The sequence below is a fragment of the Leisingera sp. ABD4_442 genome, assembly GCF_056160905.1.
In genome coordinates this window covers 92,663-110,551 of sequence record NZ_JBSWYB010000002.1, presented here as the reverse complement: position 1 = coordinate 110,551, position 17,889 = coordinate 92,663, and the positions used below count along the sequence as shown (strand labels likewise).

The window sequence follows — 17,889 nt, the reverse complement described above, 5'->3', positions numbered from 1 at the left end:
CAACCGGCCCGGAGAATGGAAATCCGGCCTCAGCCGTTCAGCTTCTTCGCCTTGCGGATCAGCATGTCGCGCTTCACCTTGCTGAGGCGGTCGAAATACATCTTGCCGTTCAGATGGTCGATCTGGTGCTGCACCGAGGTCGCCTCGATGCCGACAAAGTCGCGGCGGTCGACCATGCCCTGCTCATTGATGTAGCGGACCGTCACCGCCCGCGGCCGTTTGATCTTGGCCGACACACCCGGCAGGTTGGGGCTGGCCTCGTCATGCTCGCGCAGTTCGATCGAGGCATGCAGGATCTCGGGGTTGGCCAGCTTCACCGCCTTGCCGCGCTCGGTGGAGCCATCCACCACCGCAAGCCGCAGCATCACACCGATCTGGTTGCCCGCCAGGCCGACGCCCGGCATCGCGTCCATGGTATCGACCATGTCGTTCCAGATCTCGCGGATCTCGTCGGTGATCTCGGTTACTTCCTCGGCCTTGGCGCGCAGGCGCTTGTCAGGCCAGGGCAGGCAGGTGCGGACAGTCATGTCTGGTAATCCCTCAGGCGCGGGCGCGTTCGCGCTTCAGCTTCTGCATCTTGCGGGTGATCATCTGGCGCTTCAGCGGCTTCAGGTAATCAATGAACAGCTTGCCGTCCAAATGGTCGATCTCATGCTGCACGCAAGTGGCCCAAAGCCCGTCAAACGTCTCGGCTCTCGCATTGCCGTCACGGTCCATCCATTCGACCTCCACCACCTTGGGGCGGGTCACCTCGGCGTATTGATCCGGGATCGACAGGCAGCCTTCCTCATAGACGTTGGTTTCGTCCGAGGAAGAGATGATCTGCGGGTTGAACATCACCAGCGGGCGCGGCTCGCCGTCTTCTTCCTTGACGCAATCAAGCACGATCAGCCGCTGCAGGATGCCGATCTGCGGCGCCGCCAAGCCGATGCCGGGCGCAGCGTACATGGTTTCCAGCATGTCATCCGCCAGCACGCGCAAGTCATCGCTCAGGTCCGGCACAGGCACACAGACCTTTTTCAGGCGGGGATCGGGATGGATCAGGATCGGTCGTTTCATGAGGTTCATCTATGCGATCAGCCGCTTTACCGCAACGCCCCCCTTGCGCGCAGCGCAGCAGCGATTAGCTTCGCTGGCAAAGTTACGGGCAACGACACGGGAGTCCACCGCATGAATTTCGACAAACCCGCCGACCGCCGCGGCACCCATAGCTCAAAGTGGGACAAGATGGAGCAGCTGTTCGGCGTCTCCCCCGATGACGGGCTGGCGATGTGGACGGCGGATTCGGACTACGAGACCGCGCCCTGTGTCATCGAGGCCGTCAAAAAGGCCGCGGAACATGGCGTGTTCGGCTACTCCTGGCAGCATCCGGAGTATCTGCAGGCCGTGCAATGGTGGATGAAGAACCGCCACAGCTGGGAGATCGAAACCGACTGGATCCTGACCACCCAGGGCCTGGGCAACGCGATTGCGCTCTGCTTGGATGTGCTGACCGCACCGGATGATGGCGTGGTCATCTTCTCGCCCGTCTACCATGAGTTTGCGCACAAGGTGAACAAGGCGGGCCGCAAGGTGGTGGAATGCCCGTTGGCACGCAACGGCGATGAGTACACCGTCGATCTGGACGATGCCCAGTCGCGGCTGGATGGCTCCGAGAAACTGCTCCTGTGGTGCTCGCCGCAGAACCCCTCGGGCCGGGTCTGGACGCCGGAGGAGCTGCGGGCGGTGGCAGATTTCGCCAAGCGCAACGGGCTGATCCTGGTCTCGGATGAAATCCACCACGACCTGGTCTATCCGGGCCACACCTTTGTGCCGATGGATGCCGCAGCCCCCGAAGCCCGCCCCTGGACGATTACCCTGACTGCCGCCTCCAAGACCTTCAACATCGCAGGCCAGCGCACCGGCAACATGATCATTGCCGACCCTGAGCTGCGCGCCAAGATGCGCCATCGCCTGAACACGCTGGACTATGACCCAAGCTCCCTTGGCGTGGCGATGATCACCGCCGCCTACTCGCCCGAGGGTGCCGAATGGGTGGATGCCCAGATCGCGCATCTGGAAGGCAACCGGAAACTGTTCGACGAGACCGTCAACGCCTTGCCCGGCCTGAAATCGCTGCCGCTGGCCTCCACCTACCTGGCCTGGGTTGATTTCTCCGGCACCGGGATGAGCCGCGAGGAATTCGTCAGGCGCCTGCGCGAAGACGCCAGGATCGCCACCTCGCCCGGCGATGGCTTCGGCACCGGCGGCGAAATGATGGAGCGTTTCAACCTGGCGACCCAGCGCTCGCGGGTGGAGGAAGCCTGCCGCCGCCTGACCGCCGCCTTCTCGGACCTTCAATAACCATGAAGCGCCTGCTGCACCTCTTGGCGCTGGTTGTTCTGACCGGCGCCGCCTGGATGGCCTGGCAGGCCTTTGCCCCGCGCCCGGCGCCGCCGCCCCTGGGCGCGGCGGTGGACAGGGTCGACCGCATCCTGATCGAGAAGTCCGCCCGCCGCCTGACCGCCAGCCGCGGCGGCGAGACGGTGCTGGAGTTTCCAATCGCGCTTGGATTTGCCCCATTGGGCGACAAGTTCCAGGAAGGCGACGGTAAAACCCCCGAAGGCATTTTCCAGATCGACCGGCGCAACCCGAACAGCGCCTATCACCTGTCGCTGGGGATCAACTACCCCAAACCCGAGGACAGGGCAGCGGCCAAGGCCGCAGGCGTCAACCCTGGCGGCGATATCTTCATCCACGGACAGCCGAACTCGGTCGGCAGCCTGATCACCCTGCCCGGCGACTGGACTGCTGGCTGCATCGCTGTCAGCAACGAACAGATGAAAACGCTCTGGCGCCTGGCGGACATCGGGACGGAAGTAGAAATCCGTCCCTGAACCGTTTCAGATCTTGCCCTGCGACTGGTCAAAGGGGATGAGCCCGGCAGGCCCGTCCGGCGACTTGTAGAAATCCACCGGCGCCTTGTCCGCAGCAGGGGTGGACCGCTTGAATTCATAACGCATCTCGCCGCCCTCTTCCTCGCCTGCCACGATCAGGCATTGCGAGACATGGCGGGCGCCGTCGTAGATATCGACCAGCCCGCGCAGCATCGGCGCGGTCTCCGCCTCGACCGAGAAGCCAGTCTTCCACAGCCGCAGCACCGGATACAGCTCATTATCCGCCATCACCCGCAAACGGCTCTTTTTCCGCATCCCTTGAAGGCGGGCGGTGTCCAGCGCTTCCTGCACAGCTTTGGGTACATAGGTGTTCATGGCAGCGGCCTTCCAGATGCTTCGGTTCACACGGGTCCTTCTTTCAACGGTGCGTCACAAATATATAAAATCAAGTGAACATTTCCGAAAATTTGACGGCCGCGCAATTTTGTTGCTCCTGTGCAGGGGTGCAGACGGCCTGCGCGCTGGCTTGCATAGGCGCGCAGGCTGTGTCTGCATATGTTTGCCCTGCACAGCAGCAGGAGCACACGTTATGGGCCTTTTGATCGACGGGAAATGGCACGACCGGTGGTATGACACCAAATCCACCGGCGGCGCCTTCAAGCGCAGCGAATCGCAGTTCCGCAATTGGATCACTGCCGATGGAAGCGCGGGCTCGTCGGGCAAGGGCGGTTTCACGGCCGAAAGCGGGCGCTATCATCTTTATGTCTCGCTGGCCTGCCCCTGGGCGCACCGCACGCTGATCTTCCGCCAGATGAAGGGGCTGGCGGAGCATATTTCTGTCTCCGTCGTGCATCCCGACATGCTGGGCGAAGGCTGGACATTTGAAACCGACGCGCACGGCGCCACAGGCGATGAGCTGTTCGGCAGCTCGCACATGCATCAGATTTACACCCGCGCCGATGCGGAATACACTGGCCGGGTGACGGTTCCAGTACTGTGGGACAAGGCGCAGAACACCATCGTCTCCAACGAAAGCGCCGAGATCATCCGCATGTTCAACTCGGCCTTTGACGGGATCACCGGCAACAGCGATGACTATTGGCCGGAAGAGCTGCGCGAGCCGATTGAGGCCGTGAATGCCCGCGTCTACAGCACCATCAACAACGGCGTCTACAAATGCGGCTTTGCCACCTCGCAGCAGGCCTATGACGAGGCCGTAGAACCGCTGTTCGATAGCTTGGACTGGCTGGAAGACCTGCTGTCGCAGCACCGCTACCTGCTGGGCGAGCGTATCACCGAGGCTGACTGGCGCTTGTTCACCACCCTGCTGCGCTTCGATCCTGTTTATCACACCCATTTCAAATGCAACCGCAAACGGCTGATGGATTATCCGAACCTCTGGGCCTACACCCGCGAGCTGTACCAATGGCCGGGGGTGGCCGGCACCGTGGGCATGCAGCACATCGTGCGCCACTATTACTTCAGCCACGACACAATCAATCCGCACCGGATCATCCCCGCCAATCCGGACATCGACTGGCAGGAGCCGCACGGGCGCGGCTGACACCTGACGTCGCGTTGCCCCACCGTAAATAGGGAGTTCACGCCCCCTGCAGCATAGGTTAATACGCGCAGTGCCTCATATGGCAGCCGGCAGTGGCCGGTGTGAACTCTCACCGGTGGCGACCGCGATGCATGACCTCTCTCACGACCCCGCAACCCTGCCCCGCGACCATGGCGGTAACCTGAGCGCCGCCATCGCCGAATTCGGCGGAACGCGCAGCGGCTGGATCGACCTCTCCACTGGCATCAACCCGCACCCCTACCCGCTGCCGCAATTCAGCGCCGGCGACTGGGGGGCGCTGCCGGATGCGGATGCGCTGGCAAATCTGGAACAGGCCGCCCGCAGCTTCTGGAACATCCCGGATCAGGCCGCTGTCCTGGCGGCCCCCGGTGCCTCTGCGCTGATTGCCGCCTTGCCCGCCCTGGCCGAACCGCGCTGGGTGCAGATCACCAAACCCACCTACAACGAACACGCCGCCGCCTTTGAGTCCCGCGGCTGGATCACCAGGGTGCACGGGCCCGCCGAGGCCAAGGTTGCGGTGCACCCCAACAACCCGGATGGCCGGATGTGGCGCGAGGACGAGCTTTCCGCACCGCTGACGATCATCGACGAAAGCTTCTGCGATGTGTGCCCGGGTGAAAGCCTGATCCGCATGGCTACCCGCCCCGGCGTTATCGTGCTGAAGAGCTTTGGCAAATTCTGGGGGCTGGCCGGGATGCGGCTGGGCTTTGCCATCGGCGACCCCAAGCTGATTGCGCAGCTCGCCACCTGGCAGGGTCCCTGGGCAGTCTCCGGCCCGGCCCTGCGCACCGGCGAACTGGCTTTGAAGGATCACGCCTGGGCAGAGGAAACCCGCACCCGGCTGCGTCAGGACGCGGCCCGGCTGGATGAGATAGTTCTGGCCAAGGGCGCCAGCCTGGCCGGCGGCACCGATCTGTTCCGGCTTTACAATGTGGATGACGCCGCCGCCTGGCAGCGGAAACTGGCCCGCGCCCATATCTGGAGCCGCATCTTCCCCTATTCCAAGACCTTCCTGCGCCTTGGCCTGCCGCCCGCAGACGGCTGGAACCGGCTGGAGGCAGCGCTGTGACCACTGCCGGAATGCTTGCCGTTGCCCTGCTGCTGGACGCTGTCCTGGGAGAGCCGAAATGGCTATGGTCGCGCCTGACCCACCCGGCGGTGCTGATGGGCAGGCTGGTAGGCTGCCTCGACCGCAAACTCAACACCGGCCCCAGCCGCCGCGCCAAGGGCGTGCTGGCGGCAGCGGCCCTGGTTCTGGCAGGTTTCATCGCCGGTAAGCTGCTGGCCCTGCCTGGCACGCTGGCGGAGATCCTGGTGGCAGCCGTCCTTATTGCCCAGCGGTCCCTGACCGAACATGTCGCTGCGGTTGCTCAGGGCCTGCGCAGCAGCCTGGAGGAGGGCCGCCAGGCCGTGGCGATGATCGTCAGCCGCGACACCGGCGCCATGACTGCGCCGCAGGCCGCACGCTCCGCCATCGAAAGCGGTGCTGAGAACATGTCGGACGGTGTCATCGCGCCTGCTTTCTGGTTCCTGATCGCCGGGCTGCCCGGCCTGATCATCTACAAGATGCTCAATACCGCCGACAGCATGATCGGCTACCGTAACGAACGGTACGGGGATTTCGGCTGGGCCTCTGCCCGGCTGGACGACCTGCTGAACCTGATCCCAGCCCGGCTGACCGGTCTGCTGATCGCCGCGGCCGGCGGGCAGCTGCGCCATTGGCGCGCCATCGCAGAAGATGCGCGCAAGCACCGCTCGCCCAATGCCGGCTGGCCGGAAGCCGCAATGGCGCGGGCGCTGGACACCTCCCTGGCAGGCCCGCGCTCCTATGACGGCGAAATGCGCGATTTCGCTTGGGTCCACGCCAGCGGCGCCAAAAGCGCCAGTGCCGAAACCATCACCCGCTCGGTCACATATTTGTGGCAAACCTGGGCGCTTGCGCTGGCCCTGACGGTTGCCATCGCCGCGGTTTTCTAGCACATAAGACCCTATGGGAGCGGTAAGACCAAGGAGCGCCAGAACCATGCGCCTATTGCCCTTTGTCCTCGCGGCGGCCCTGCTGCCCGCAGCAGCATCAGCCCAGTGCGGCGGCGGTTTTCAGAATTTCGTCAAGCTGATGAAAGACGAAGCCGTGCAAGCCGGCTATGACACCGCTACGGTCAATGCTTTCTTTGACGGCACCCGCCAGGATCAAAGCGTGCTCAAGGCAGACCGCGCGCAGGGGGTCTTTCAAAAGCCCTTCATTGAGTTTTCCCAGCGCCTCATCTCGCAGAACCGCCTCAAGCGCGGGCGCCAGATGGCACAAAAGCACGATGCCACCTTTAAGCGGATTGAGCGCACCTACGGCATCGACCGCGGTGTGCTGCTGGCATTCTGGGCCTTTGAAACCGACTACGGCGGCTATCAGGGCAACTTCAACACCCGCGACGCGCTGGTGACGCTGGCGCATGACTGCCGCCGCCCGGAGCTGTTCCGGCCGCAGGTTTTCTCGGCGCTGGAGCTGTTCAAACAGGGCGATTTCGACCCCAAGCGCACCACCGGTGCCTGGGCAGGTGAAATCGGCATGGTGCAGATGCTGCCCGGAGACATCCTGCAGCATGGGGTGGACGCCGATGGCGACGGCAAAGTCAGCCTGAAATCCTCAGCACCCGACGCGCTGATGTCCGGCGCGCGCATGCTGTCCCATCTGGGCTGGCAGCCGGGCGAACCCTGGTTGCAGGAAGTCACCATTCCGGAAGGGCTCGACCTGTCGCTCACCGGAACAGCCCGCAAGAAATCTGTGGCGCAATGGCGCGAAATGGGCGTCGCGGCCCGCGACGGCAAACTGCCTGAAAACACCATGCGCGCCTCGCTGCTGCTGCCGCAGGGGCACAAGGGGCCGGCCTTCCTCGCCTATCCGAATTTCGATGTTTATTTCGAGTGGAACCAAAGCTTTACCTATGTTCTGACCGCTGCCTATTTCGCCAACCGGCTGGAAGGCGCAGAGGTCTATAATGCCGGCAAACCGGACAATGGGCTCAGCGGCGCACAGATGAAGCAGCTGCAGCAGAAACTGCAGGCCCGCGGCCATAATGTGGGCAACATCGACGGCATTCTCGGCGCCCGCACCCGTGTCGCCGTGCAGAAGGAGCAAGAACGCCTCGGCCTGCCGGCGGATGCCTGGCCGACACCAGCGCTGCTGCAGAGACTTTAGGGGCCTGACCCTAACGAACCGGGAAACGGTCGCCCTTTTCAGTAATCAGGATCACCCTGCTGCCATTTCGGACATAGAGGTCGCAGCGGGACGCCCCATTGGCAAAATCCACGCAGATACTGCCATCGCCATTGATCCGGTAAGTGCCCCAGGCGGTGCCGCCGCCATTTTCCGGGGAGTAGGTGTAGGAATAGACACCATCCCTGCCATAAAGCGACTCGCCTCCGTCAAAGAACTGAAAAGACCGGCCGGGCAGACCGTCCAGCTCTTCGCGGGCGAACGGCATATCGCCAGTGCGCAGCGCCCAGCCCTCAGCCGAGGCAGCCGGGGCCAGCGCGCAAAACAAAAGGGGCATGATCCATTTCATGCCCCCACTCTAACGGTTTGCAATCTATACCGGAGTCACGATCCAGTGACGGCCGCGCTTACCAGTCGATGAAGGTCTCAAAATCCTGCATCGCCCGGTTCCAAATGCCAACCGCCTGAGCAAAGTCATCCGGGCTCATGCCCTTGTCGCCCAGGAACACATCCATTTCGATACGTGCAGAGCCTTCTTCGGAAATGTACCCGCGTACAAAGCGGTTCTCGTTGTTCCATTCGTTGATTTTTGCCAGCCGCACACTGCCATCGGTCTGATAGCCAGAGAAGAATTGGACTGCATCGCAGTCCGCATTGTTGTCGCAGCCGTAATAATAGACCGAAAAGTCGTTGCCGTAATATTCGACCTTCAGGTTCGGATCACCAACGCTGTCGGTGGTCACTTCGACCTTGGCACCTTCGTCCTTGAAAAAATTCGCGACGCTCTCGCCGGTCTTGGCCACCACGTTCTGCGCGGCAGCGGCCACCGGCATCATCAAAACCGCGGATGCGGCAATTACCTTCAGCATGTTCATTTCTTTCTCCACCAAATTAATTTCAGCAATACCTGGTGCCATCCCCCGTGGCCCCGGCTTCAGGCCACCATCGCCTCTGCCTTCTTGAGGTCAACCGAAACCAGCTGGCTGACGCCCTTTTCCTGCATGGTGACCCCGAACAGCCGGTCCATCCGCGCCATCGTCACCGCGTGGTGAGTGATGATCAAAAAGCGGGTGTCGGTCTGGCGGCACATCTCGTCCAAGAGGTCGCAAAAGCGGGTCACATTGGCATCATCCAGCGGCGCATCGACCTCGTCCAGCACACAGATCGGCGCCGGGTTCGACAGGAACACCGCAAAGATCAGCGCCATCGCGGTCAGCGTCTGCTCGCCGCCGGACAGCAGCGACAGGGTCGACAGCTTCTTGCCCGGCGGCTGGCACATGATCTCAAGCCCTGCGTCCAGCGGGTCGTCGCTTTCGACCATCACCAGATTGGCCTCGCCGCCGCCGAACAGATGAGTGAACAGCATCGCAAAGCTGTTGTTCACCTGCTCAAACGCGGTCAGCAGCCGCTCCCGCCCCTCGCGGTTGAGGCTGGAAATCCCGTCGCGCAGGGTCTTCACCGCGCCTTCCAGGTCCAGCTTTTCGGCAACCAGCGTGTCATGCTCGTTCTGCACCCCGCGGGCGTCTTCCTCAGCCCGCAAGTTGACAGCACCCAAGGCGTCGCGCTGACGCTTGTAGCGGTCCACATCGTGCTCCAGATCATCCGAGGCCGGCATTTCATCCGGTGACACGCCCAGCTTCTCCAGCAGCGCCTGCGGGGTGATCTGCTGCGCCTCGATGATGCGGCCTGCGGCCTGGGTCACGGCTTCCTTGGCCGCATCGCTGCGCGCCTCGGACCGCGCCCGCGCCTCGCGCGCTTCCGACGCCAGCCGCTCGCATTCGCGCTCCTTGTGGACCGCCTCGCGCAGCTCTGCCTCTGCCGCGATCAGGGCTTCGGTGGCGGCAGATTTGCGCGCTTCGGCTTCCGAGATCGCCTCGTTCAGCTCTTCCCGCTTTTCGGCAATCTCCGCCGGAACCGCGCCCGCCTCTTCCAGCTCCTCCTGCGAGGCCTCGCGGCGTTCGGCCAGTTCCTCAATCCGCGCCTCGGCGCTTTCCAGGCGGTGGCGCCAGCCGGACAGCTCCTTGGTCACCTCCTGCGCGCGCTTGGTGCGGGCCTCGCCCTCGCGGCGCAACTCGTCATGGCTGGAGCGGTGGGTCAGCATGGTGATCCGCGCCGCCTCCACCGCCTGTTTGATGTCCTCAACCGCGGTGCGCGCCTGGTCCAGATCGCCCAGATCCCCCAGCGCCTTCTCGGCCTCTTTCAGCTGCAGGCTGGCGTTCAGCGCGTCTTCCTCATGCCGCTTAACCGCAATGCCCAGGGTCTCCAGCTTGGCCTCTGCCAGATTGCGGTCGGCCTCCGCCCGGCTCAGCGCACGGGCCGCATCGGCCACTCGCTGATCCGCCACACGGCGCGCCTGCCGCGCGTTCTGGTCGGCCAGCGTCACCTCTTCCAGCTTGCGCAGCAGCATTTCATGCGCGGCGCGGGCGCCATCCGCCTTGGCACTGACGCGCTCCATTTCCTGCTTCAGCGCTTCCAGCTTGTTCAGCTGTTCCAGCCGCAGAGCCGCGGCACTGGGCGCGTCTTCGGCCCAGGCGCGGTAGCCGTCCCAGCGCCACAGGTCGCCTTCAACCGTCACCAGCCGCTGGCCCGGCTGCAACTGCGCCTGCAGGCCCGCTGCCGCATCGCCATCCACCAGCCCGATCTGCGCCACCCGGCGCGACAGGGCATCAGGGCCAGAGACAAACAGCGCCAGCGGCTCCACACCGTCCGGCAAGGGCGCATCGCGGTCATAGCGGGACAAGGCCACCCAGCCGGTCGGCCCGTCCTTGTCCGCCAGGGGCGCGCGCAGGTCATCGGCCAGCGCCGCACCAAGCGCCTTCTCGTACCCCGGCGAGACAGTCAGCTCATCCAGAACCTGACCGCCCTCGGCGGTATCACGCTCCACCAGCTTGGCCAGCGCCGTGACTTCAGCGCGCAGCGCGCCCAGCTCACCCTCAGCTTCCGAGCGCTGCGAGCGCGCCTCTGCCTCGCGGGCCTGGGTCTCGGTGCGCGCCTCATCCGCTGCTGCCAGCGCCTCTTCGGCTATCTCGGAGGCTTCACGCGCCTCCTCCTCAGCCGTGACTGCCGCCTCGAACTTCTCCGCCGCCAGTTCCAGCGCCTCCTGCGCCTCGGCTTGGGCGCCGCGGGCTTTCTCCGCTTCGCCCTCGGACCGGGCCAACGCCCGCTGGCCATCCTCAACCGCCCGCCGCGCCGACTGGTGCCGCGCCGCCAGGCGGGCCACATCCTCAGTCACCTGCGCCAGATGATCCTCGCGCGCCTGCAGGATCGAGCCCGCATCGCGCGCCAGTTCCGCGGCCTCCACCAGCTTGCCGTCATGCCCGTCGCCGGCCTTGGACAGCTCCCGCTGTTCCCACTCCAGCCGCTCAATGGTTTCACCGGCGTCCTTGTTCAGGCCCGCCTCACGCTCAATGTCGTTGCCCAGCTGCACAATCCGGCTGCTGAGCCGCTCGATGGTCTGACGCGCCTGCGCCTCTTGATCACCCAGCGAGTCGCGCTGCACCACCAGCCGTTGCAGGATGGCGGCGGCAATGGCCTCCTCTTCGCGCAGGGGCGGCAGTTTTTCCTCAAACGTGCCGCGCTGCGCGGCGGCGGCACGCACCAGCGCTTCCGCCTTGGCAGCTTGCTCAACCCGCACCCGCAGCTCATCCTCTGAGGCCAGCCGCAACTCATCCGCTTCGCGCCAGCGGCGGTACAGCAGCATGCCCTCAGCCAGCCGCAGCTTCTCGCCGATCTCGCGGTAGCGCTGCGCCTGCCGGGCCTGCTTGGCCAGCTGCGCCAGCTGTGCCGCCAGCTGCTCGATCACGTCATCGACCCGCAGCAGGTTGGCCTCGGTGTTCTTCAGCTTCAGCTCCGCCTCGTGGCGGCGCTGATAAAGCCCCGAAATACCAGCCGCCTCTTCCAAAATGCGCCGCCGCGCCTTCGGCTTGGCATTGATCAGCTCGGCGATCTGCCCCTGCCGCACCAGCGCCGGCGAATGCGCACCGGTCGAGGCATCGGCAAACAGCATCTGCACATCCCGCGCCCGCACGTCCTTGCCGTTGGACTTATAGGCGCTGCCCACATCGCGGGTGATGCGGCGCACGATCTCCAGACCGTCCGCATCGTTGAAGCCTGAGGGCGCCAGCCGCTCCGAGTTGTCGATGTTAAGGCTCACCTCGGCGAAGTTGCGCGCGGGCCTTGAGGAGGTGCCGGCAAAGATCACGTCCTCCATGCCGCCGCCGCGCATCGCCTTGGCGCGGGTTTCCCCCATCACCCAGCGCAATGCCTCCAAAAGATTGGATTTGCCGCAACCGTTTGGACCCACAACCCCTGTCAGCCCATCGGCAATGACCAGTTCGGTAGGATCGACAAAGCTTTTGAAGCCGTTCAGCCTGAGCTTGGAAAACCGCAAAGCTGCCCCTTCGTGATTCCGTATCGAGAAAGTTCAGCGGTTCCTACCCGTTGAGTCAACGCTCCGCACCCCCAAATCGGGGCGAATTCCGTTCAATTCACACCATATCTTGTGGATAACCCAAGCCAAGCGGCGATGTTTTGCCAAGCAGTGGCCTGACAGGCCTCAAACCTGCCGCAACAGCCGCCCCAGCCGGGCAATCCCTTCCTCGATGGCCGTATGGTTGGAATTGGAAAAGCTCAACCGGATCGTGTTCTGGCCGCTGCCGTCGGCGAAAAACGCCTGACCAGGGACAAAGGCCACCCGCTCGGTTTCCAGCGAGCGGGCCAGCAGCTGCGCCCCGTCCATGCCGTCCGGCAGAGTTATCCAGACAAACATGCCGCCCTCAGGCCGGGTCCACTCAACACCCTCCGGCATATGTTCGTCCAAGGCCATCAGCATCACGTCCCGGCGGCGCTGGTAGACCGCGTGCAGCTGCTCCACATGTTCGTCGAAACAAGCCTCGGCCACCGTGTGCACCGCCATCTGGTTGATGGTCGACGTATGCAGGTCCGCCGCCTGTTTCAGCAGCACCATCTGCGCAATCACCGGCTTTGCAGCCACCGCCCAGCCAATCCGCAGCCCCGGTGACAAGGTTTTGCTGAACGATCCGCAATAGACCGTGCGGCAGTCCTCGATTGAGCCCTTCTGCTCCATCTCCAGCGCCAGCACCGGCGGCACCGGTTCCCCGTCATAGCGCAGCGACTGATAGGCCGCGTCTTCGATGATGGCACAATCCAGGCTGTCCGCGATGTCCAGCAGCCGCAGCCGCCCGGCGTGGTCCAGCGTCTCGCCGGTGGGGTTGGCAAAATCCGGCGACAGATAGGCGAATTTCACCGCACTGCCCGCCTTTGCCGCGCCTTCGGCATAGCTTTCCGCGGTGCGGTTTCCCTTCAGCGACAGACGGTCATAGCGCGGCTCATAAGCGTTAAAGGCCGCCAGCGCCCCCAGATACGTCGGCCAGCCGGCCAAGGCAGTATCACCCGGCGACAGGAACAGCTTGCCCAGGTAATCCAGCGCCTGCTGCGAGCCGGAGGTGATCAGCACGTTTTCGGCCTCGCAGATGATGCCGATCTTCGCCATCTCCGCCACGATCCACTGGCGCAGCGGCAGGTAGCCCTCGCTCACCGAATACTGCAGCGCCTGCGCCTGCCGTTCTGGTTTCAACGCAGCTGTGAAAGCCTCGGCAAATTCATCCGCCGGGAACAGCGCCGGGTCCGGGATGCCGCCCGCAAAGGAGATGATATCCGGCTGGTCCAGCAGTTTCAGCAGCTCGCGGATTTCCGACGCCTTCATGCGGCTGTTGCGGGTGGCAAAGATCTGGTCCAACTGCATGCCTCTCTCCTGGCTGTTCTCGCTTGTGATCTAGGGTCACGGTAGGCAGGCTCAAATTAAAGTCAACAATGCTGACCTATTGTTACAGCCTTCGTGATACCGCCTGCCCTTGCAGCCGCCGCCCGCGCGTGGTCATATAAATTGACCAATCCGCCAGAGCGATCAGATGCCCTTCCAGAAAGTCCAGCCCGAGAAACTCTCCGCCTCCGTCGTCAAACAGATCGAGCAGCTGATCCTGCGCGGTGTCCTGTCTCCCGGCGAACGGCTGCCCGCCGAACGGGAACTGGCCGAACGGCTCGGCGTCTCCCGCCCTTCCCTGCGCGACGCCATCAGCGAATTGCAGGCACGCGGCCTGCTGGCCTCCAAGGCCGGCTCCGGCGTGTTTGTGGCCGATGTCCTCGGCTCCGCCTTCTCCCCCGCCCTGATCCAGCTGTTCGCCACCCATGACGAGGCGGTGTTTGACTACCTCAGCTTCCGCCGCGACATGGAAGGGCTGGCAGCCGAACGCGCCGCGCGATTTAGCTCCGATTATGACCTGCAGGTGATCCAGGCGATCTTTGACAAGATGGAAGCAGCCGGCAATCCCGCCGTGTCCGAGGAGGCCGCCAGGCTCGACGCCCAGTTCCACTCCGCCATCATGGACGCCAGCCACAACGTGATCATGCTGCACATGATGCGGTCAATGTTCGATCTGCTGCGCGAGGGCGTCTTCTACAACCGCCGGATCATGTTCCAGCAGCACACCACCTATGAGGCGCTTCTGGAGCAGCACCGCGCCATCAACGCCGCCCTGCAGGCCCGCGACCCGCAAGCCGCCCGCACCGCGGTCGAGGCGCATCTGGACTATGTGAAACAGGCCCTCACCGACCACCAGCGCGCCGAGCGCAACGCCGAAGTTGCAAAGCAGCGGCTGGAGCATGAGACCGGGAAGGGGTGAAACCGCGGGTAACGATTACCTCATTCATTCCGACGAAGATTAACTAACCTCGCACCTGTCCCACAGCGCTTGATCTCGCTGCCCGATCATTGCGCCGTAAACCATCTCGTCCAGACACTGAACTTTGTAGTTCTCCCTCAAATACTCCGCATTCATGATGAGTACTCTTTTGCGCGTAACGTAAAATGGAACAAGGTGCAGCCGCATGCTTAGATTGACTCCTGAAAGCTCTGTCGTGTGACTTGGAAGGTTTCTCGCGATTTTGTCCGTCTCGACCCCCAACTGCAAAGCTACTTCAACGTTCTTAATCTCTGCGAAGTCATCCAGAAGCAGCACCCAAATATCTACATCTTCAAAACTCTGCGGCTCCCGTGCAGCCAGTTGCCCCTGTGTATCGGACATCGTTTGCGAAAACAGCGGAGGATTTGAATAGTATTTGCCACCTTGCCAAAACACGAAAGTCGATGGGTTTAGTTTACGTTCCCAAATCGCCAAGCTGTTGAACTTCATAGATCCAAAGGCAAACAAAAATGTTGCTAGCAAAACTAGCAGATAAGCCCCCAATATCCGCACTGCCCAAGTTCGGAAATGTTTCATCTCAAAGAGATCCGTGTTGAAAATTGCTTCGCTTAGCAACGTTCTGGGTTTGAATTTACCCGCGCCAGTAATCCACTAAATTCCGTTGCAAGCAAGTTGGCGCGGATAGGTTTGTACCCGCAGGGCTGCGCTGACAGAAACTTGCTCAAAACAGCTTCCCCAAACAAAAAACCCGGCCACTCGGACCGGGTTCTTTTAACTTGCCTGTATCAGCCAGCGATTAGTGCAGCTTGGCGTCCACATCCGCGATGGCGGCGTCGATCAGCTTGTTGGCCTCGGCGGCGGTCATCTGCTTGGAGATCACCTGGTCCGCAGCGGCAACAGCGATGGAGATCGCCTGGTCGCGCACTTCCTTCACAGCCGAAGCTTCTGCCGAAGCGATCTGCTCCTGAGCAGCCGCCAGACGGCGGGCGATGGAGGTTTCCAGATCCGCTTTGGCCTGCTCAGCTGCACGGGCAGCCTCGTCACGGGCAGCCGCCACGATCTGGTCGGCCTGGGCCTGAACTTCCTGCTGCTTGCGCTCGTAGGACGCCAGAACGGTCTGGGCCTCTTCACGCAGGGCACGGGCTTCGTCCAGTTCCTTCTGGATGCCTTCGGCGCGGTTGTCGAGCTGGCCAGCCAGCAGCGACGGCACCTTGGCAAACAGCAGAATGCCGATGAACAGGATGAACGCCAGCGCAACAACCAGGTTGGTGTTGGACAGGTCCATGCCGCCGCCGGCCGCCAGCGCAGGCGATGCTGCGCCAAAGGTCAGGGCAAGAGCGAGAATATTGCGCATGTCCTTATCCTTTCGTCCGCTCGGCAACTGCCGCGGCAATTGCGTCTGCGTCTGCGGAACCGCCCAGTGCGGTCACCAGCTCAGCAGCGGTATCGGTGGCAACAGCCTTCACGCTTTCCAGCGCGCCGGCCTTGATTTCGGCGATAGCCTTTTCAGACTCGGCAGCCTTGGCAGCGATCTGCTCGTCTGCTTTGGCAATTGCGTCGTCCAGCCCGGCCTGGATTTCTGCGCGGGTCTCAGCAGCGATGCGCTGAGCCTCGGCACGGGCATCCGCCAGAGCTTTGTTATATGCGTTTTCGGCCTCGACAGCCTTGGCTTTCAGGTCTTCAGCCGCGGCGAGGTCGTTGGTGATGGTCCCCTGACGCTCGGCCAGCACCGCCGCAATGCGGGGCAGCGCGACGCGCGACAGGATGAGGTAGATCACGACCAGGGCGACCACGAGCCAGAAGATCTGGTTCCCGAAGGTCGAGAAGTCCAGCTGCGGCATTGCGGAACCGCCGCCGTGTGCTGCCTCTTGCGTATTTGATGCCATGTCGTCCTCCCAGGAACTTGCCGTTACACCGGGCAGTGCAGGATCTGCACTGCCCGGCCGTAAGGAAATAGGTTCCTAAGGTCTTAGACGGCGAACATCAGCAGCAGAGCGACCAGGAACGAGAAGATGCCCAGTGCTTCTGCAAACGCGATGCCGATGAACAGGGTTGCGGTCTGGCCGGCAGCTGCCGACGGGTTGCGCAGAGCGCCTGCCAGGAAGTTGCCAGCAACGTGGCCCACACCGATTGCGGCTGCGCCGGAACCGATTGCTGCCAGGCCTGCGCCGACGAACTGACCGAGTTGTGCGATATCGCCTTCCATGATTTCTCTCCTTACGATGGAATGTGGTGATTTCTAGTTTGGGCAGCCCCTAGGGGGCGCTGCCCGGTAAGCTTTCAGATCCTGGCCTTAGTGGCTCGGGTGCAGTGCGTCCTTCAGGTACACGCAGGTCAGGATGGTGAAGACGTAGGCCTGGATGAAGGCCACCAGAACTTCGAGTGCGTAAACCGCGGTGATGGCAAAGATCGGCAGGAAGCTGAACATGCCCAGTGCTGCGGCAAAGCCTGCGAACACTTTCAGAACCGCGTGGCCCGCCATCACGTTACCGGCAAGACGGATGGAGTGGCTGACGGGGCGCACGAAGTAGGAAATCAGTTCGATGATGGCCAGGATCGGGCGGAGCGCCAGCGGCGCGCTCGACACCCAGAACAGGCCCAGGAAGCCAACGCCGTTCTTGACAAAGCCGACCACGGTCACGGTCACGAACACCAGCGCCGCCAGAACCGCAGTGACTGCGATGTGGGAGGTGGTGGTGAAGGAGCCGGGGATCAGGCCCAGGAAGTTGGCCATCACGATGAACATGAACAGGGTCATGATATAGGGGAAGAACTTGACGCCGTCCTTGCCGGCCACGTCCTCAACCATCTTGTAGATGAAGCCATAGGCCAGTTCCGCAACCGACTGGGCGCGGCCCGGCACGATGGCGCGGCGCGAGGAACCCAGCACCAGCAGCGCGAACACGGCGGCAACGGCCAGCGCCATCCACAGGGTCACGTTGGTCGGGGTGTACCAGGAGATGTGATCGCCGAACAGCGCGCTCACCTGGAACTGATCCATCGGGTGGATCGCCAGCTTTGCTTCCGCCGGAGCGAAAATCAGACCCGACACAACTACCAGTGCCAGAGCTGCGAAAAAGAAAATTTTGCCCATCGGTCCGCTTCTCCTGTCGCCGGTCGCCGATCCCGTCGGATCAATCCCGGTCTTGCGCATTTTTTTCGGCCTCTTCGGCCAGTTTCTCTTTCTGGATCTCCTGCGCGGTGCGAAGCATCGTCTTCACCCCAGCCGCCAGGCCCAGCATTATGAACAGCACCATGAAGATGGGCAGGGTTCCAAACAGGTGGTCCAGCCCGTATCCGATGCCAAAGCCGATCCCAAGACCGGCCACCAATTCGATCACCATCCGCCAGGCCTGGTTGGCCAGGGAATAATGCTCATCCGCGCGCGGCTTGGGCTCCTGGGCCTTACGCGCCGCCGCCAATTTCTCCTCCAGCTGCGCCATGCGCTGCTTTTGGTCGTCATCGGTCACGGGCGCCATCCTCACGCGAATTTCT

20 protein-coding genes are annotated in these 17,889 nt (G+C 62.9%); 7 read left to right on the top strand and 13 right to left on the bottom strand.

Annotation, left to right across the window (positions count from 1 at the left end):
* Positions 1 to 29 precede the first annotated feature (29 nt).
* The gene (def, locus tag ACXAHG_RS02420) at positions 30 to 527 is read right to left on the bottom strand and encodes a peptide deformylase (RefSeq protein ID WP_475034273.1); all 498 of its coding nucleotides are present in this window, start codon (positions 525 to 527) and stop codon (positions 30 to 32) included.
* Positions 528 to 540: 13 nt separating this feature from the next.
* Positions 541 to 1,059 (bottom strand): peptide deformylase, encoded by a 519-nt coding sequence (gene def / locus ACXAHG_RS02415; RefSeq protein ID WP_475055720.1) that lies wholly within the window; start codon positions 1,057 to 1,059, stop codon positions 541 to 543.
* A gap of 111 nt (positions 1,060 to 1,170) precedes the next feature.
* Here def (ACXAHG_RS02415) and ACXAHG_RS02410 point away from each other — a divergent pair, with 111 nt between their 5' ends.
* Both ACXAHG_RS02410 and ACXAHG_RS02405 read left to right on the top strand, forming a co-directional pair.
* Complete coding sequence (locus ACXAHG_RS02410; RefSeq protein WP_475055719.1) at positions 1,171 to 2,343, top strand: MalY/PatB family protein; 1,173 nt, start codon at positions 1,171 to 1,173, stop codon at positions 2,341 to 2,343.
* A 2-nt stretch (positions 2,344 to 2,345) separates the two neighbouring features.
* Positions 2,346 to 2,876 (top strand): L,D-transpeptidase family protein, encoded by a 531-nt coding sequence (locus ACXAHG_RS02405; RefSeq protein ID WP_475055717.1) that lies wholly within the window; start codon positions 2,346 to 2,348, stop codon positions 2,874 to 2,876.
* 6 nt (positions 2,877 to 2,882) lie between these two features.
* Here the strand turns inward: ACXAHG_RS02405 and ACXAHG_RS02400 are convergent, their stop codons facing one another.
* Positions 2,883 to 3,251, bottom strand: coding sequence for a hypothetical protein (locus ACXAHG_RS02400; RefSeq protein ID WP_475040738.1), 369 nt, complete (start codon positions 3,249 to 3,251; stop codon positions 2,883 to 2,885).
* A gap of 214 nt (positions 3,252 to 3,465) precedes the next feature.
* On the opposite strand from ACXAHG_RS02400, the gene ACXAHG_RS02395 reads away from it, so the two are divergent.
* The 4 genes from ACXAHG_RS02395 to ACXAHG_RS02380 all read left to right on the top strand — a co-directional run bounded on the left by ACXAHG_RS02395 (position 3,466) and on the right by ACXAHG_RS02380 (position 7,654).
* The gene (locus ACXAHG_RS02395; RefSeq protein ID WP_475055715.1) at positions 3,466 to 4,440 is read left to right on the top strand and encodes a glutathione S-transferase family protein; all 975 of its coding nucleotides are present in this window, start codon (positions 3,466 to 3,468) and stop codon (positions 4,438 to 4,440) included.
* 127 nt (positions 4,441 to 4,567) lie between these two features.
* Complete coding sequence (locus ACXAHG_RS02390; protein ID WP_475055922.1) at positions 4,568 to 5,530, top strand: threonine-phosphate decarboxylase; 963 nt, start codon at positions 4,568 to 4,570, stop codon at positions 5,528 to 5,530.
* Positions 5,527 to 6,438 carry an adenosylcobinamide-phosphate synthase CbiB gene (gene cbiB / locus ACXAHG_RS02385; protein ID WP_475055714.1) on the top strand — a complete coding sequence of 304 codons (912 nt, stop codon included), beginning with the start codon at positions 5,527 to 5,529 and terminating at the stop codon, positions 6,436 to 6,438. Before ACXAHG_RS02390 ends, cbiB begins: the two co-directional genes overlap by 4 nt.
* Before the next feature lie 46 nt (positions 6,439 to 6,484).
* Complete coding sequence (locus ACXAHG_RS02380) at positions 6,485 to 7,654, top strand: lytic murein transglycosylase (protein WP_475040731.1); 1,170 nt, start codon at positions 6,485 to 6,487, stop codon at positions 7,652 to 7,654.
* A 10-nt stretch (positions 7,655 to 7,664) separates the two neighbouring features.
* On the opposite strand, the gene ACXAHG_RS02375 is transcribed toward ACXAHG_RS02380, so the two are convergent.
* The 4 genes from ACXAHG_RS02375 to ACXAHG_RS02360 all read right to left on the bottom strand — a co-directional run bounded on the left by ACXAHG_RS02375 (position 7,665) and on the right by ACXAHG_RS02360 (position 13,436).
* Positions 7,665 to 8,009, bottom strand: a complete 345-nt coding sequence (locus ACXAHG_RS02375) for a hypothetical protein (RefSeq protein ID WP_475040730.1) — start codon at positions 8,007 to 8,009, stop codon at positions 7,665 to 7,667.
* 70 nt (positions 8,010 to 8,079) lie between these two features.
* Positions 8,080 to 8,547, bottom strand: a complete 468-nt coding sequence (locus tag ACXAHG_RS02370) for a YbjN domain-containing protein (RefSeq protein WP_475040728.1) — start codon at positions 8,545 to 8,547, stop codon at positions 8,080 to 8,082.
* A gap of 59 nt (positions 8,548 to 8,606) precedes the next feature.
* On the bottom strand, positions 8,607 to 12,062 hold the full coding sequence (locus tag ACXAHG_RS02365) for a chromosome segregation SMC family protein (protein WP_475040726.1): 3,456 nt from the start codon (positions 12,060 to 12,062) through the stop codon (positions 8,607 to 8,609).
* 165 nt (positions 12,063 to 12,227) lie between these two features.
* Positions 12,228 to 13,436, bottom strand: a complete 1,209-nt coding sequence (locus tag ACXAHG_RS02360) for an aminotransferase-like domain-containing protein (protein WP_475055712.1) — start codon at positions 13,434 to 13,436, stop codon at positions 12,228 to 12,230.
* A 166-nt stretch (positions 13,437 to 13,602) separates the two neighbouring features.
* Here ACXAHG_RS02360 and ACXAHG_RS02355 point away from each other — a divergent pair, with 166 nt between their 5' ends.
* Complete coding sequence (locus ACXAHG_RS02355) at positions 13,603 to 14,373, top strand: FadR/GntR family transcriptional regulator (protein ID WP_475055710.1); 771 nt, start codon at positions 13,603 to 13,605, stop codon at positions 14,371 to 14,373.
* A gap of 39 nt (positions 14,374 to 14,412) precedes the next feature.
* Here the strand turns inward: ACXAHG_RS02355 and ACXAHG_RS02350 are convergent, their stop codons facing one another.
* From ACXAHG_RS02350 to ACXAHG_RS02325, 6 genes are all read right to left on the bottom strand, one after another.
* Positions 14,413 to 14,970: a hypothetical protein gene (locus ACXAHG_RS02350; RefSeq protein WP_475040721.1), complete on the bottom strand. Its 558-nt coding sequence runs from the start codon at positions 14,968 to 14,970 to the stop codon at positions 14,413 to 14,415.
* A gap of 220 nt (positions 14,971 to 15,190) precedes the next feature.
* The gene (locus ACXAHG_RS02345; RefSeq protein ID WP_475040719.1) at positions 15,191 to 15,748 is read right to left on the bottom strand and encodes a F0F1 ATP synthase subunit B; all 558 of its coding nucleotides are present in this window, start codon (positions 15,746 to 15,748) and stop codon (positions 15,191 to 15,193) included.
* A 4-nt stretch (positions 15,749 to 15,752) separates the two neighbouring features.
* Entirely contained in the window at positions 15,753 to 16,280 is a 528-nt protein-coding gene (locus ACXAHG_RS02340; protein WP_475055708.1) for a F0F1 ATP synthase subunit B', read from the bottom strand.
* An 83-nt stretch (positions 16,281 to 16,363) separates the two neighbouring features.
* On the bottom strand, positions 16,364 to 16,600 hold the full coding sequence (locus ACXAHG_RS02335; RefSeq protein WP_008553903.1) for a F0F1 ATP synthase subunit C: 237 nt from the start codon (positions 16,598 to 16,600) through the stop codon (positions 16,364 to 16,366).
* Positions 16,601 to 16,687: 87 nt separating this feature from the next.
* On the bottom strand, positions 16,688 to 17,488 hold the full coding sequence (locus ACXAHG_RS02330; RefSeq protein WP_039132155.1) for a F0F1 ATP synthase subunit A: 801 nt from the start codon (positions 17,486 to 17,488) through the stop codon (positions 16,688 to 16,690).
* Positions 17,489 to 17,528: 40 nt separating this feature from the next.
* Entirely contained in the window at positions 17,529 to 17,873 is a 345-nt protein-coding gene (locus ACXAHG_RS02325) for an AtpZ/AtpI family protein (RefSeq protein WP_409201577.1), read from the bottom strand.
* Positions 17,874 to 17,889 lie beyond the last annotated feature (16 nt).

Bases quoted from the DNA above. Each gene is read 5' to 3' on its own strand.
- def (WP_475034273.1), bottom strand. From the start codon at position 527: ATGACTGTCCGCACCTGCCTGCCCTGGCCTGACAAGCGCCTGCGCGCC.
- def (WP_475055720.1), bottom strand. From the start codon at position 1,059: ATGAAACGACCGATCCTGATCCATCCCGATCCCCGCCTGAAAAAGGTC.
- ACXAHG_RS02410 (WP_475055719.1), top strand. From the start codon at position 1,171: ATGAATTTCGACAAACCCGCCGACCGCCGCGGCACCCATAGCTCAAAG.
- ACXAHG_RS02405 (WP_475055717.1), top strand. From the start codon at position 2,346: ATGAAGCGCCTGCTGCACCTCTTGGCGCTGGTTGTTCTGACCGGCGCC.
- ACXAHG_RS02400 (WP_475040738.1), bottom strand. From the start codon at position 3,251: ATGAACACCTATGTACCCAAAGCTGTGCAGGAAGCGCTGGACACCGCC.
- ACXAHG_RS02395 (WP_475055715.1), top strand. From the start codon at position 3,466: ATGGGCCTTTTGATCGACGGGAAATGGCACGACCGGTGGTATGACACC.
- ACXAHG_RS02390 (WP_475055922.1), top strand. From the start codon at position 4,568: ATGCATGACCTCTCTCACGACCCCGCAACCCTGCCCCGCGACCATGGC.
- ACXAHG_RS02380 (WP_475040731.1), top strand. From the start codon at position 6,485: ATGCGCCTATTGCCCTTTGTCCTCGCGGCGGCCCTGCTGCCCGCAGCA.
- ACXAHG_RS02375 (WP_475040730.1), bottom strand. From the start codon at position 8,009: ATGCCCCTTTTGTTTTGCGCGCTGGCCCCGGCTGCCTCGGCTGAGGGC.
- ACXAHG_RS02370 (WP_475040728.1), bottom strand. From the start codon at position 8,547: ATGAACATGCTGAAGGTAATTGCCGCATCCGCGGTTTTGATGATGCCG.
- ACXAHG_RS02360 (WP_475055712.1), bottom strand. From the start codon at position 13,436: ATGCAGTTGGACCAGATCTTTGCCACCCGCAACAGCCGCATGAAGGCG.
- ACXAHG_RS02355 (WP_475055710.1), top strand. From the start codon at position 13,603: ATGCCCTTCCAGAAAGTCCAGCCCGAGAAACTCTCCGCCTCCGTCGTC.
- ACXAHG_RS02350 (WP_475040721.1), bottom strand. From the start codon at position 14,970: ATGAAACATTTCCGAACTTGGGCAGTGCGGATATTGGGGGCTTATCTG.
- ACXAHG_RS02345 (WP_475040719.1), bottom strand. From the start codon at position 15,748: ATGCGCAATATTCTCGCTCTTGCCCTGACCTTTGGCGCAGCATCGCCT.
- ACXAHG_RS02340 (WP_475055708.1), bottom strand. From the start codon at position 16,280: ATGGCATCAAATACGCAAGAGGCAGCACACGGCGGCGGTTCCGCAATG.
- ACXAHG_RS02335 (WP_008553903.1), bottom strand. From the start codon at position 16,600: ATGGAAGGCGATATCGCACAACTCGGTCAGTTCGTCGGCGCAGGCCTG.
- ACXAHG_RS02330 (WP_039132155.1), bottom strand. From the start codon at position 17,488: ATGGGCAAAATTTTCTTTTTCGCAGCTCTGGCACTGGTAGTTGTGTCG.
- ACXAHG_RS02325 (WP_409201577.1), bottom strand. From the start codon at position 17,873: ATGGCGCCCGTGACCGATGACGACCAAAAGCAGCGCATGGCGCAGCTG.